This is a genomic window from Runella rosea (genome assembly GCF_003325355.1).
GTDB lineage: Bacteria > Bacteroidota > Bacteroidia > Cytophagales > Spirosomataceae > Runella > Runella rosea.
Genome location: NZ_CP030850.1, coordinates 924,221 through 936,812, shown reverse-complemented (window position 1 = coordinate 936,812; position 12,592 = coordinate 924,221). Strand labels below are relative to the sequence as shown.

The following is a 12,592-nucleotide window of genomic DNA, read 5'->3' as shown; positions in this document are numbered from 1 at the left end:
TAAATAACGTTTAGTGGTGACTTAATTTATGAAATTAAACACTTTATTTTTAAAAGCAATGAAGTTATCTAAACTACGCGTCTATCTATTGTTAACGGTTCCATGCTGTTTGCTCGCTTTTTCAACCTTGGCACAAAAGAAGGAAAAGCTTTTTAACGGCAAGGATTTGACAGGCTGGAAAATTTACGGAACCGAAAAATGGTTCGTTGAAAAGGGAGAACTAGTGTGCGAAAGTGGCCCCGACAAAGGCTACGGTTATTTGGCGACTGAAAAGACCTACAAAAACTTTGAGCTGAGTGTGGATTTCAAGCAGGGGGCCAACGGCAACAGCGGTGTATTTATCCGTTCGAATATCCCCGATGGTAGCACCAAAATTAGCGGATGGCAGGTAGAAGTGGCGCCGCCAAACCACGACACGGGCGGTATTTATGAATCCTACGGTCGGGGCTGGATTATTCAAATCCCTGACGAAAAAGAAGGATTTTTGAAATTCGGCGAGTGGAATACCCTTAAAATTCGCGCCGAAGGAGCGCGGGTACAAACCTGGCTCAACGGACACGAGATGGTCGATCTGACAGATGAGAAATTGGGGGCTGGAAATGGCTCAATCGCGCTCCAAATCCACGACGGCGGTGGAATAAAAGTAAACTGGAAAAACTTGGTAATTAAGCCGTTATAGTGTTTTAGGGGACGGGATATTTTTATCTCATCCCAAAAAGCGTTATCTTTGAACGCAATTCGCAGAAAGACCTTCCATATCCGGGTAACTTTGCCTGTAAGATATGGGAGGTTTTTTTTATAAAACAGTACCTAATGCTGATCTGCTCCGTCCTAACTTTTGATTTGGCAGGTCGTTTATCACATTCTTATGACATTTGATTCATTAAATTTAATAGAGCCTATTCTGAGGTCAATAAAAACAGAAGGCTACACTACCCCCACACCCATACAAGAACAAGCCATTCCGATCGTACTTGAAGGAAAAGACCTGTTGGGATGCGCCCAAACAGGAACTGGTAAGACGGCGGCTTTTGCCATTCCCATTCTTCAGTTGTTGGTGCAGCGCCAAACGCACGCTACTCGCCGCGAAAAGCGTACCATCAAGGCACTTATTTTGACCCCAACCCGTGAGTTAGCCATCCAAATCGGTGAAAGTTTTGCCGCCTATGGCCGTCATACGGGATTAAAGCATACCGTGATTTTTGGTGGGGTAAAACAATTACGTCAAACGGATTCTTTGCAAAATGGCGTAGATATTTTAATCGCAACCCCAGGTCGATTGATTGACCTGATGGCGCAGCGTTTTGTAAGTTTAAAGCACCTTGAAATTTTCGTGTTGGATGAAGCCGACCGGATGCTTGATATGGGCTTTGTACACGATGTTCGGAGAATCATTGCCGTGATTCCTCCGCAACGCCAATCTTTGTTCTTTTCGGCAACGATGCCTCCCGAAATCGTAAAGCTGGCCGATACTATTTTGGTTAAACCCGAAAAAGTAGAAGTGACGCCCGTTTCTTCGACCGTTGATATCATTCAGCAATCCGTGTTTTTTGTTGATAAAGACAATAAAAATGCGTTGTTGCTCCACATTTTGGAGGATAAATCCATTGAAACGGCCTTGGTTTTTACCCGTACAAAGCACGGGGCTGATAAAGTGGTGAAGGTGCTATTACGTCATGAGATTAAGGCGGAAGCAATTCACGGCAATAAATCGCAGAATGCCCGTCAAAATGCGTTGAACAACTTCAAGGAAAAAACCACTCGGGTGTTGGTGGCGACCGATATTGCGGCTCGCGGAATAGATGTGGATGAATTGGCGTACGTGATTAATTTTGAGATTCCCGAGATTCCCGAAACTTACGTGCACCGGATTGGACGTACGGGGAGGGCAGGAGCCAAAGGAACCGCCTATTCGTTTTGTGATAATGAAGAAAGAGGTTCGTTGAAAGATATTCAAAAGCTGATTGCCAAGGTGATTCCAGTGGTGGAAGAACATCCTTTTCCATTAAGTCAGAAGCCCGGTAACGAAGCGCCCAAGCCACATAATGTTGCCCGAGGTAATCGTCCGAGTCGACCGAATTCGCATTCACAAAATCAGTCCAAACCTTCAGGCGCAACGACTGACCGGGATAAGAAGCCTTGGTTTAAGAGAAGCCGATAAAAACCTACCCTTTCTCGTAAGATTGGGATATATTTCTTCTATTGTAAATAACATAAAACCGCCTCAGTAAGAGGCGGTTTTATATTATCTACATGGGTAAATTTGTGCTAAAAATGCAGCGATAGCTATGATAGTGGTAATTTATTGGCCATTCACAACACTATTGAAGTAATTTTTCAACGAATTTAATTGTGAATAACCTCCTGTTAAAACTTTTTGAGCGGATACTTCTACCTCTTTCCAAGCCAGTGTGGTTTCGGGTTTAATGCCAAAAACAGTTTGATACAAATAATTCACCTGAACGGGTAAAATTCGATTCGGAAGGCCGCTCCCGAATTCGCCGACATAGCCAATAACCGACGAAAGGGGAATTTTCCAGTTGATATTTTTAGCCGATAATTTTTGGAATTGGTCTGATTTGTTGAGCAAAAGTGGGGGTATAAGTTCTGCAGAATGACTTAACATCCGCATTAAACCGCCCAACATCAATACGACTTTGGCTAACAAGACCGCGTTGGGTAAACCTAAAAATTGGATGAGATAAATAGCGCTGATATAAGTGGCGATACCCATTAAAATAAAGAAAACGCCAAATTTTTTATCCCCAATAAACACAGATTGTACGAGCATGATAAGCAGTATAATTAATGATACACTCCAATGCCAACTCTCAAAAATGACAAACCACAAAACGGCATCAATTATGACCGTAGAATGGGTAATTCGGGTAACCCATGTGGTATGCAAAAGAGCGTATCCAATGGATTGGTAATCTAAATCAACATTGGTTTGGGGCTTAAATACATTATGCAGGGGCAAAAAAACGCCCACAATTCTATCGGGCAGAATGTTACATAAAACATACAGGACTGCCATTCCAATAAGTGTTATCAACCATATTTGGTTAATAACCGCTTCAAAATCAAACAAACGGTTAATCAGAGACATCATGGGGAAGGTTTAGGTAGTTTAGGGTTTGCGTAGAATAGACGGCTAAGTGGCCATGAATAAGTGTTTCATTTTAAGAGCAGTATTTTTTGTATCAGGCAATTTTTCATGCGCTTTGGTGCCTCCCTTATTAAAAAAATGGATGATACTTTCAAATTGGTGGGTGAGGTATTGAGGCATGATTTTATTCATGATAATTGAAGGGAAATTTCCCCCTTGGTTTTCTCGGTCAATGAGCACCAATTGACTTGTGCCATCCGTATTTGCTTCAAATAGATGGCCTCCCCACCAGTCTATTCTCTCAAAACCAGTTGGAACGGGCATACTTTCCCAGACAATTGACTTAAAGCTTGTTTGGGTTGTTTCGTCGTCTATTTTCCTAGACCATTGAATATATAGAAGGTCTCGTTTTGAAATAAACGGGATGTTTGGATTGAATTGTTGATAAATGATTTTCGTGTTGTCGTCGATTTCTTCCACTACAAAACCGCCCGTATATTCGGCAGTCCAATACTGGTGATAATCAATCATTTTATTGACAAATACATCAAATACAACGTCGTGATTGGCAGCTACGTTGGGGATTCTCCACCTAAATAAGTCATTTTTATCATCGGCAAATGGGCGTTGCCAAATCGTAATATCTTTCTTTTTACCTCTTTCTTTCCACCCTTCATCGGTTGTCATTAACGTATGGTCCTGGTCCAACCATTTTTCATTGTTTAATTGCCAATCGCGGAAAGTTATCATGCCTTAAAATTATAAAGAGGATGAGGGGAAAGAACGTAAGAGAAAACAGTACCCGTGCTTATTTTTTGAGTGAAACACACGGCCTTAAAGACCATAACATTCCGATGGTTAAGATTGTTTGCCCCGTAGACGAAAACATATTGCTGAGACCTAAGAAGTTACGCTTCGGCCAATGGTACGACGGACGGCGCAGTTTGAAAAACAATTGTAGCACAGAAAGTTTGATCTGTCAATATGCAAAATATTACATCCCTAAGCACTGCAAATGGGGCAAACCCCCTGAATCAACAGGTTGACTTCTTTGGTGGCAAATCCCTGCGGAAGTTTTACGGAAGGAATATGCACTTGGTCCAAGCAGGTTGTTTTTCCGCAGAGTTCACATTTAAAATGGACATGGTCGTGGTGGTGATCGTGGTCATGACATACTTCTTTGCAAAGCGCGTAGCGGAGGCCGTCCTCGTCTAATACCTTGTGAATGATGCCTTTATCAACAAACGTTTTTAGAGTACGATAAATCGTTACACGGTCGTAGCGGTCCTGCAAGCCGTTTTCCAAATCTCCGTGCGATAGTGCCGAATCACGGTTGTGTAGTATATCTAAAATATCTTCACGGCAGCCCGTATGGCGCAATTCGTGTAAACGTAATGTATCTTTGGCGAATGTATTCATAGGAAGGAATCCCTTAACCAGTTGTTGGTGGCTGTTTTGGGATTGGGAAATTTATATCGATAAACTTTCCAACGCCAGCCTTGTTACAGTTAAACTAATTTAAACCCTCCGAAAGTTCTCAACTTTCGGGAAGTTATCAAAATTACCACGTTTAATTTCTGAATTCATGATAAAAATCGGCATTATCAATGTTTCTGACCGTGCCAGCGCGGGAGTGTACGAGGACATTCCGGGAAAAGCCATTGTCTCTACCCTTAACGAATATCTGACCAGCCAATGGGAGCCCGTGTATCGCGTTATTCCTGATGAGCAACATCTTATCAGTCAGGCGCTTGTAGAAATGGCTGACCGCGAAGGTTGCTGTTTAGTGGTAACTTGCGGCGGCACCGGCCCCGCCCCGCGTGATGTCACACCCGAAGCGACCGAAGCCGTTTGCCATAAAATGATGCCCGGCTTTGGTGAGCTGATGCGGCAAGTGAGTTTGCAGTACGTTCCTACCGCCATCCTGTCGCGCCAAACGGCGGGTATTCGTGGTAAAGCACTGATTGTGAACCTTCCCGGCAAACCATCGGCTATTCGGCAGTGCTTAGACGCCGTTTTTCCAGCCATTCCGTATTGCATTGATTTGATTGGAGGACCTTATTTGGAAGTCAATGAAACGGTCATAAAGGTATTCAGGCCGAAATCGTAATGAGGGGAAAATTCAGCATCAGGAGCGAGGGAGCCGACGTTGAAAGTTATACGCAAAGAAATAGCCTGAATGAAGATTGAATCAGTATTTTATGCACTATTTGGCATTTTAGAGTCAATAAATACATCAATCATTACCTTTAACTATGACTTCTGAAAAAATTGCGTCTCTCCGTCAGGAAATTGCAACGTATCTTACCGGCGGCTTGCTTCCCTTTTGGATTACCCGCACCGTTGACAAAGAAAACGGTGGCTTTCTCACTCACTTTGACCAGTTTGGGCACGATTCGGGCGAAGATGAGAAATCGTTGATTGCGCAATCGCGCTCCGTTTTTACCTACTCTTCAGCCCACCGTGCGGGGTATGGGGATGGGGTTTTGGCCGAAATGGCGCGCCACGGGGTGGATTATTTAATCAACAACATGTGGGACAACGAGTACGGTGGGTTTTATTGGATGACCAATCGCAAAGGCGAAGTGACCATTGACCAGAAAATTGTCTATGGACTCAGTTTTTGCATTTACTCATTGAGTGAATACACCTTGGCTACGGGTGACCCACGCGGACAAGAATACGCCGAAAAAACCTTTGATTTGCTCCAAAAATACGCCGTTGATACCCACTACGGTGGTTATTTTGAGATGTTTAACCGCGATTGGACGCTCAAAGGGCCAGGTGCCGCGGGCGGTGACCGCAAAACACTTGACGTACACATGCACTTGATGGAAGCCTACACGACGTTGTATGAATGTACGGGGAAAGAAATTCATCGTCGTAAACTACTGGAAACCATTGAGTTGCTGGTAAATCGTGTGATGCATCCTGAATATGGAACGGGTATTCCGCAGTTTTGGGCAGATTGGAGCGTGGCTCCGCAAATCAAGTTTGACATTGTTTGGGGGTGGGACCGATTCAACCCCGATGGCCTCAAATCAGCCGCCGAAGACAATACCAGTTATGGGCACAATTCAGAATTTGCGTGGCTTCTGATGCACGCCTTAGATATTTTAGGATTGCCGTATGATACCTACCGCGACCAAATCACGAAATCGTACACCCACGCTGTGGAAAACGGCGTCGATTGGGAATTTGGCGGGGTATACGTGGAAGGCTCGCACGCTGGACAGGTATATGATAAAGAAAAGGAGTTTTGGCAACAGGCGGAAATGCTCATCGGGATGTTGGATGCCTATCGTTTCCTCAAAGATGAAAAGTACCTGCAAGCCTACGAAAACATCCACCGTTTTGTTTTTGATAAAATGATAAATCATTCCTTGGGCGAATGGTGGCCGCTGATGACCCGCGAAGGCGAACCCATCTGGAAGCACATGAGCCACTCTTGGAAAATCAACTACCACGATGTACGCTCAATGGTACAGTCGGTGGTGCGATTGGATAAGATTGCGAAGGGAGTGTAGAGACTACAATACCTAAATGGTTTTCTCATGTTATCTGATTTTATCGGATGAATGGGAAAACCGTTTTTTGTTATTTAATCTCTTCCAACCATTTACAAAACAGCAGCCATTGCTCCGTCGACATATCCCTGCTTGAGGGCATATACGTGGCATTTGTCCAGTTTTCGGGTGCCATTCTTTGTTTGATAAACGCTCCTCCTTTCTTAAAATAAGCCTCCGTAAACGGTGTAATCAGTGACGACATAGGAAAGATGAGGTCGGAGGTTTGTAGCAATTCTTTGTATAAAACCTCAAAAGTAACGCGAGTTGGGTAGTCGGTGTGAGATGGGTCAAGGTACTTCCCAAATTCCTTTTTAGGTAATACCCTGAGACTGACGAAGAAACCAGTCCGTTGTATTTCGGAGACTAAATCTTCGGATATAACGGGCGGCGGCGCTGGATAAAATACGTACATCGCGTTGGCGGCTTGCTCAGTCGGGAAAGTAAGCGTTTGTTTGTCCCGAAAATGTTGCGTAATCAAAAAGGGTTTTACGGTGGCCGAGGCACTCACCCCTGTCATTTTCAACTCCATGATTGTCAGTGATATGTCACCTACAAATGGTTTGCCTCGTTGATATACTCTGACTTGGCACGGTTCTTTCTGGAAATCATAACAACGGTACTCATCCTCTGTTTGCCCTTGCTCTGCGTACATGCCCGCTTGGTCGGAGGCAATCATAAAAGGACTTTCTTTCATTAATAAAACCGCTATTTCACTCGAATCCTCGGAAGTTTTTGAGTTTCCATAAAGCAATAACGTTCCTTTCTCTAATCTTTCAGCGGTCAAAAAAACCTTGTCTTTAAATGAGACTTCAATCAGGCCACCGTTGATTAGCAGGTGATTACGGTCAAAATAACTGGGAGAAATGTGGAACGTCCCCAGTTCGGTCTCTTGGTTTTCTTCTTCCAATAACTTCAACGTCAATTCCCCCAACGGATAGGTCTCATAGACAGGGGTGGGGTATTCTTGCACCAATTGCTCAGGAATGCTTCCCGACATATCTAATGAAACCGTCCTGCGCTGGGTATCTATGCGACAAACAAAAGAGGCAAGCTTTTTTTTATTGAAGAAAGGTATTTCGGGTAATAATTGTCTGCCCATCGCAATCGACATCATATCGTCCTCGTACCAAGGCGTTATACAACCGGTCAAAGTTGCTGAAGCAGGATTGGCTTTTTCTCCCAATGTGTGGTAGTCTATCGTGCGGTCTTCTTTCACTTCAAACAAAGTGTACTGAATGAATACCCCTTTGATGAGGGTCGTTTTCGGTTGGTAATTTTGAAAGAGGGAAAATATGGGAGAGTGGACGCTATTGATTAAATTTTCTATTGGAATAACGGAGAAAAATGTACCTGAAGCCCCGAAAACGCCTTCTTGGTTGAGGATTCTTTCCTTATTAAAAAAACGCAGAGAAGCTTTTTTTGGGGTGCCTTTGAGCAGGGATAAGCCGTCTTTTTGGACGTGAAATACATCACAAAATACCTGAGAATAAAAGGCGAGCGTAGGAAGTATATCAATCATGACGGCGGAGTTTCGGCCTTTGTCGTTTTTTAAGTCAATTGTAGCCCCCAAAATGGCCACAATTTCGTTGGGGCAATCAGGGGTGTTGGACGTAAAAAGTTGATGTTCTGTTTGAGAAACAGGCACCGCGACACTTCCAACTTTCACATCTTCAAAACCAAATTCCATCCCACCGTAATAATTCCATCCTGCGGGCAGGTTTCCCGTCAAAGGTTGTTGGTTTCGTTTTGTCCTTACCAATTGATACAGTTCATGGTAAGGTTCGTCCAATGAGAATTTCCCCAAAGGGGTTTTTGCCCATGCTTTGTATTTTTCAGGAGTATCAATCGGCTGAATTTCGATGTAAGGCTGAACGCTTTCGTCATAATTAACAGGCGAATCTTCAGGAACTGGCAATCCGCCCAATTTATGCAACAAAAGCAAATCAGGCGACAGGTAAATCCTCGGTGGTAAAATGGCTTTTACCTGAATGGGGTCGTAGGTGAGCAACGGTAGCAAAAGATTGTTGTTTGCCGTGCCCGGATTAATGAATGCTTGGCCGTAAAAATTGATACGCGGAAAGTCGAACTGACTCATAAGTTTGAGGATTGATGCTCTAAAGTAAAAAAAGAAATTAACCGTTGGGTAAATTTTGTCAGCCAAATACAATTCTCTACATTAGGAACTAAAAGTACGTTGCTGATGAAACCGACCCTAGCCAATTACCTGGATTTTCTTATACCATGGATTTCTTCGGATTTGATATCTCCGCTTTATATGAATCGCATTCAAGCCATTGCAGAGCGGCTACCCGTTCTATCGTTTGGAGCTTTTGAGTGTTGGTTGGATGCAAATGAACCAAGGGTCGATTTTAATATTTGCATCAATCCGCGTATAAATGAGCACGTTGCGATGAGAGATTGGCAACCTGAAGGAGCATTTGTTGAAAATCAAGCCTACTCGGGAATGCGTGACAAAATTCGGGATTTTTGCGTTTTATGGACAAAAGAACATTTTTTTCTGAAGCCGATTTTGGGAGAACTATCAGAAGTGTATGATATCGCAGATTTACAAATACCGTCACCGCCGGTACCTTGGCTTTATATCTCTTTTTTAAATAATTTCTTGGATCGTGATCAGGATATAAAAGCAGAAGTTATTTCAAAAACGCTATCTCTTCTTGATAATGAACTTTCGACAGAGGTGAAGGAAAAATTTTATGCAATTGTACGTTCACTTCCTTCCTCATGCAGGGTGGGTACGATTGGTATCAACAAACGAAATAACCAACCAACAATCAGGCTTTATCTAGAAATCTACACTTTTGAAGAGGTTATCCAGATTTTACATTTTTTGGAATGGCCTGGAAATATTGAAGAGTTGGAAGCTACATGGGCACCCTGGTCAAAATCGTGCCGCATATATGGGCTTTCCATGGATTTTGACGGAAAGTTTTCCCAGAAAATCGGTATAGAGTGGCATTTTCATCTTGATAACTTGGAGAAACATCTTTCAGAATTTACCCAAAATTTATGTGATTTAGGGCTTTGTTCTATTGCTAAAAGAAAGGCAGTTTTGGAGTGGAATGGATACGTTGAGGTAGAAACTCCTTCCCATTTTTGGTCATGGCCAGATCGGATACTTAAAGAGCCAGAAAACATCCCCAAAAGGGTGAAAATCAAAAAGATGTTGAGTTATATCAAAATCATTTTTGAACCAGATAGACCTCCCATAGCGAAGGCCTATCCGATGTTCTTGCGTCCCGTTTTGAGAACTCCTTAAATTGGAAGTCTGACAATAAATTCTGAGTAGCTTCCTTTCTCGCTCTCAACGATTAATTCGCCGCTGTGGCCTTTTGTGACGATATCATAACTGATTGATAGCCCCAAACCAGTCCCATCTCCTGTTGCTTTTGTGGTAAAAAAAGGTTGAAAAATCTTCGTGATATTCTCTTTAGGAATGCCGGTTCCGTTATCTTTTATCCTTAGTTCAATCATATTTTTAACAATTTGGGTACTCACCCAGATTGTCGGCTGGTAATCGATATGTTGCTGTTGTTTTTTTTCGTGGGTAGCATAAAAAGCGTTTTGATAGAGATTGAGCAAAACCCGCCCTAATTCTTGGGGGACAATTTCAGTTTTGGGAAGATTGGTGTCGAAATCTGTAATCAATTCAATCTCAAAAGCCGCGTCTTTTGCTCGCATTCCTTGATAGGCAATTTGCAGGTATTCATTGGCCAACCCATTGAGATTTGTAAGTTGCCTTTCGCCAATACCTGTACGCGAATGTTCCAACATTCCCTTTACAATACCGCTTGCACGTTGACCATGATGATGTATTTTTTGCTGGTTTTGCGTCAAATCATCAATCAGGTCGCTGACAAGCCCCTGGTCAATAGTGGGTTTCGCTATTTCTTCTTTCAGTTCTTGCGCTAAATCAATGGAAAGCTCTGAAAAATTATTAACAAAATTGAGTGGGTTTTGAATTTCGTGTGCAATTCCGGCGGTAAGTTCTCCGAGCGAAGCCAACTTTTCTTTCAGAATTAATTGATCTTGGGTAATTCTTAACTGATTCAATGACCGATTGAGTTCATCAGTTCTTTCTGCCACTTTTTGCTCTAGTTCTCTATTTACTTTAGTCTGTAATTCTTGATTTTCAAGGAGTTGTTTTATGTTTTTCTTTTGCTTTTCCTCGTTATCCTTTCTCAATACATTGATCATATTTGCCAAAGCAAACGCAAACAGCATAACTTCTCCCAATAAGCCGAGCGGTACGGAGAATTCAAAAGTAAATTCATTCTTGGGTAATACACCCGTTAGGACTAGTATGATGCATATCACCCCCATCATGTTGATTAAATATCCAACTAAAAAATAACCCGCAGATGGAATTTTATCCTTTATACATCTAATACCCAATACAAGTATGAATACAAAACCAATGATAGTAACTAACAATAGAAGGGTAAATGCGGCTTCAAAAAAGATATAAAAAAGAATACAATTGATTGCGTTTAACAACACCAGAATATTCAAAATTTTATTCTGTTTTGGGTACCTTACTTTGGTACTCATCAGGCTCTGAACAAAAAGAAAATAGGCAATATTTCCTAAAGCGGAGCCGATATATTCAAATTTTGAGGCCCAAACAGGGAAGTTGTCTACGCTGCTGAAGAGTGATAGTAGATACCCAGAATTGCTGGAAGTAAAATAAAAAGCTGATAGTAAGACTAAAAGATAATAAGCATAGCTTTTAAGGCGTGTGACTATGAAAATGAATAAATTATAGAGAAACATAATTGCAAAAATGCCTAAAAAAGCAAAGATAGTTTTGCCAGAAAGTGCGTTCTGTGCATCAGTTATTTTCCGAGGAGACACCCCAAAGCTTAAATCTTTGGGGATTTTGGAGATACTCAGACGGTAATCCAATCTAACAATGCAAACCGTGGTTTGGCCAGATTTCAGCGGCAAAACGATATAGTTTTTGTTGGCCACAGGATAATCCCGCTTCGATTGAGGGTAAAGATGTCCCGTTTTTTTTAAATAGTATCGGGCCTGTTCTCGGTGGTAGAAATCGACGTACGCCCAGTTCTCGAAATCAAATACCCATTCTTGGTCGAGGTCGGTATCGTTTTTGACGGTGAATCGTAACCAATACACATCAATGTTTTGGCCTCTGGTTGTTGTGCTAGTCGCGGTGCTGAAACTGTTGCTGAATTCTTTTTTTAAAATATCCTTAATTGTTAACGTTTTGTTTGAATCCGGTAAAAGTTGAAAATCTTTGGTAATAGTCAATGCTTGTTGTGGATTCAAAATAATCTGTTGTGAAAAGGAAGGTTTTAAAGTTAGAAGGAGTAGGGTAAAAAGTACAGTAAAAATCCTCATACGATAGAGTTTTAGGCTACATTAAGTAAAAATCAAAGCTAATAAAAAAATAAATGGTATATTTTTGGAAAACAGTATATTTTTAGATTCATTTACGTAGTGACAAAACAGTCTCTCCTCAATACAATCCTTACTTATTTACCTAAACCCTACACTCTACTATGGATTCTTCAGAAAAACTCAAAGACGCACTCATTCGCGTAGGCGACAAAAAACACATTGAACTTTTGACAACACAGGCTAAAAACCTGACCAAAGACGACATTACCGATTTGCTTAACAACAAGCTCGATGATAAGCTGACCCTAGGGACAATACGTTCCCTTCGTAAACTTTCAAAGCAGCGGATCATTGAGGGGAAAAGTGCTTTCCCTTACGAATCTATGGAGGATGTTCAGCACAATGAAGCAGACGATAATATGGGAGGAGGTACCTGGTAATCAGATACTAACCATACTTAAAGCCTAGTTTTATCAAGAAGGTTAATATTGCCGAAAAGCATACAAGCGCAGAATAGCGTTTGTGTTTTTTC

The 12,592-nt window shown here is 42.0% G+C and carries 11 protein-coding genes; 6 read left to right on the top strand and 5 right to left on the bottom strand.

Annotation, left to right across the window (positions count from 1 at the left end; translation table 11 throughout):
- Nucleotides 1-58 precede the first annotated feature (58 nt).
- The gene (locus DR864_RS04055) at nt 59-679 is read left to right on the top strand and encodes a 3-keto-disaccharide hydrolase (protein ID WP_114070142.1); all 621 of its coding nucleotides are present in this window, start codon (nt 59-61) and stop codon (nt 677-679) included.
- 189 nt (nt 680-868) lie between these two features.
- The gene (locus DR864_RS04050) at nt 869-2,161 is read left to right on the top strand and encodes a DEAD/DEAH box helicase (protein ID WP_114065749.1); all 1,293 of its coding nucleotides are present in this window, start codon (nt 869-871) and stop codon (nt 2,159-2,161) included.
- Between the two features lie 141 nt (nt 2,162-2,302).
- Here the strand turns inward: DR864_RS04050 and DR864_RS04045 are convergent, their stop codons facing one another.
- The 3 genes from DR864_RS04045 to DR864_RS04035 form a co-directional block, all read right to left on the bottom strand.
- Nucleotides 2,303-3,112, bottom strand: a complete 810-nt coding sequence (locus DR864_RS04045) for a hypothetical protein (protein ID WP_162793545.1) — start codon at nt 3,110-3,112, stop codon at nt 2,303-2,305.
- Nucleotides 3,113-3,154: 42 nt separating this feature from the next.
- A complete protein-coding gene (locus DR864_RS04040) occupies nt 3,155-3,859 on the bottom strand; it encodes an SRPBCC family protein (protein ID WP_114065747.1) in 705 nt (234 codons plus the stop codon).
- Between the two features lie 252 nt (nt 3,860-4,111).
- Nucleotides 4,112-4,528 carry a Fur family transcriptional regulator gene (locus tag DR864_RS04035; protein ID WP_114065746.1) on the bottom strand — a complete coding sequence of 139 codons (417 nt, stop codon included), beginning with the start codon at nt 4,526-4,528 and terminating at the stop codon, nt 4,112-4,114.
- A 166-nt stretch (nt 4,529-4,694) separates the two neighbouring features.
- Between DR864_RS04035 and mog the strand changes: the two genes are divergently transcribed.
- Together mog and DR864_RS04025 are read left to right on the top strand one after the other, a co-directional pair.
- Nucleotides 4,695-5,219, top strand: coding sequence for a molybdopterin adenylyltransferase (gene mog, locus DR864_RS04030; RefSeq protein WP_114065745.1), 525 nt, complete (start codon nt 4,695-4,697; stop codon nt 5,217-5,219).
- Nucleotides 5,220-5,364: 145 nt separating this feature from the next.
- Nucleotides 5,365-6,636, top strand: a complete 1,272-nt coding sequence (locus DR864_RS04025; protein ID WP_114065744.1) for a beta-1,2-mannosidase — start codon at nt 5,365-5,367, stop codon at nt 6,634-6,636.
- 70 nt (nt 6,637-6,706) lie between these two features.
- Here the strand turns inward: DR864_RS04025 and DR864_RS04020 are convergent, their stop codons facing one another.
- The gene (locus DR864_RS04020) at nt 6,707-8,773 is read right to left on the bottom strand and encodes a hypothetical protein (RefSeq protein ID WP_114065743.1); all 2,067 of its coding nucleotides are present in this window, start codon (nt 8,771-8,773) and stop codon (nt 6,707-6,709) included.
- Nucleotides 8,774-8,878: 105 nt separating this feature from the next.
- Between DR864_RS04020 and DR864_RS04015 the strand changes: the two genes are divergently transcribed.
- Entirely contained in the window at nt 8,879-9,958 is a 1,080-nt protein-coding gene (locus DR864_RS04015; protein ID WP_162793544.1) for a hypothetical protein, read from the top strand.
- On the opposite strand, the gene DR864_RS04010 is transcribed toward DR864_RS04015, so the two are convergent.
- Nucleotides 9,955-12,060 carry a sensor histidine kinase gene (locus DR864_RS04010; protein WP_114065741.1) on the bottom strand — a complete coding sequence of 702 codons (2,106 nt, stop codon included), beginning with the start codon at nt 12,058-12,060 and terminating at the stop codon, nt 9,955-9,957. The genes DR864_RS04015 and DR864_RS04010 overlap by 4 nt on opposite strands.
- Nucleotides 12,061-12,221: 161 nt before the next feature.
- Here DR864_RS04010 and DR864_RS04005 point away from each other — a divergent pair, with 161 nt between their 5' ends.
- Nucleotides 12,222-12,500, top strand: coding sequence for a hypothetical protein (locus tag DR864_RS04005; RefSeq protein ID WP_114065740.1), 279 nt, complete (start codon nt 12,222-12,224; stop codon nt 12,498-12,500).
- Nucleotides 12,501-12,592: the final 92 nt, after the last annotated feature.

What these genes read in the sequence shown, in the direction of transcription:
- DR864_RS04055 (WP_114070142.1), top strand. Translation starts at nt 59, where the DNA reads ATGAAGTTATCTAAACTACGCGTCTATCTATTGTTAACGGTTCCATGC.
- DR864_RS04050 (WP_114065749.1), top strand. Translation starts at nt 869, where the DNA reads ATGACATTTGATTCATTAAATTTAATAGAGCCTATTCTGAGGTCAATA.
- DR864_RS04045 (WP_162793545.1), bottom strand. Translation starts at nt 3,112, where the DNA reads ATGATGTCTCTGATTAACCGTTTGTTTGATTTTGAAGCGGTTATTAAC.
- DR864_RS04040 (WP_114065747.1), bottom strand. Translation starts at nt 3,859, where the DNA reads ATGATAACTTTCCGCGATTGGCAATTAAACAATGAAAAATGGTTGGAC.
- DR864_RS04035 (WP_114065746.1), bottom strand. Translation starts at nt 4,528, where the DNA reads ATGAATACATTCGCCAAAGATACATTACGTTTACACGAATTGCGCCAT.
- mog (WP_114065745.1), top strand. Translation starts at nt 4,695, where the DNA reads ATGATAAAAATCGGCATTATCAATGTTTCTGACCGTGCCAGCGCGGGA.
- DR864_RS04025 (WP_114065744.1), top strand. Translation starts at nt 5,365, where the DNA reads ATGACTTCTGAAAAAATTGCGTCTCTCCGTCAGGAAATTGCAACGTAT.
- DR864_RS04020 (WP_114065743.1), bottom strand. Translation starts at nt 8,773, where the DNA reads ATGAGTCAGTTCGACTTTCCGCGTATCAATTTTTACGGCCAAGCATTC.
- DR864_RS04015 (WP_162793544.1), top strand. Translation starts at nt 8,879, where the DNA reads ATGAAACCGACCCTAGCCAATTACCTGGATTTTCTTATACCATGGATT.
- DR864_RS04010 (WP_114065741.1), bottom strand. Translation starts at nt 12,060, where the DNA reads ATGAGGATTTTTACTGTACTTTTTACCCTACTCCTTCTAACTTTAAAA.
- DR864_RS04005 (WP_114065740.1), top strand. Translation starts at nt 12,222, where the DNA reads ATGGATTCTTCAGAAAAACTCAAAGACGCACTCATTCGCGTAGGCGAC.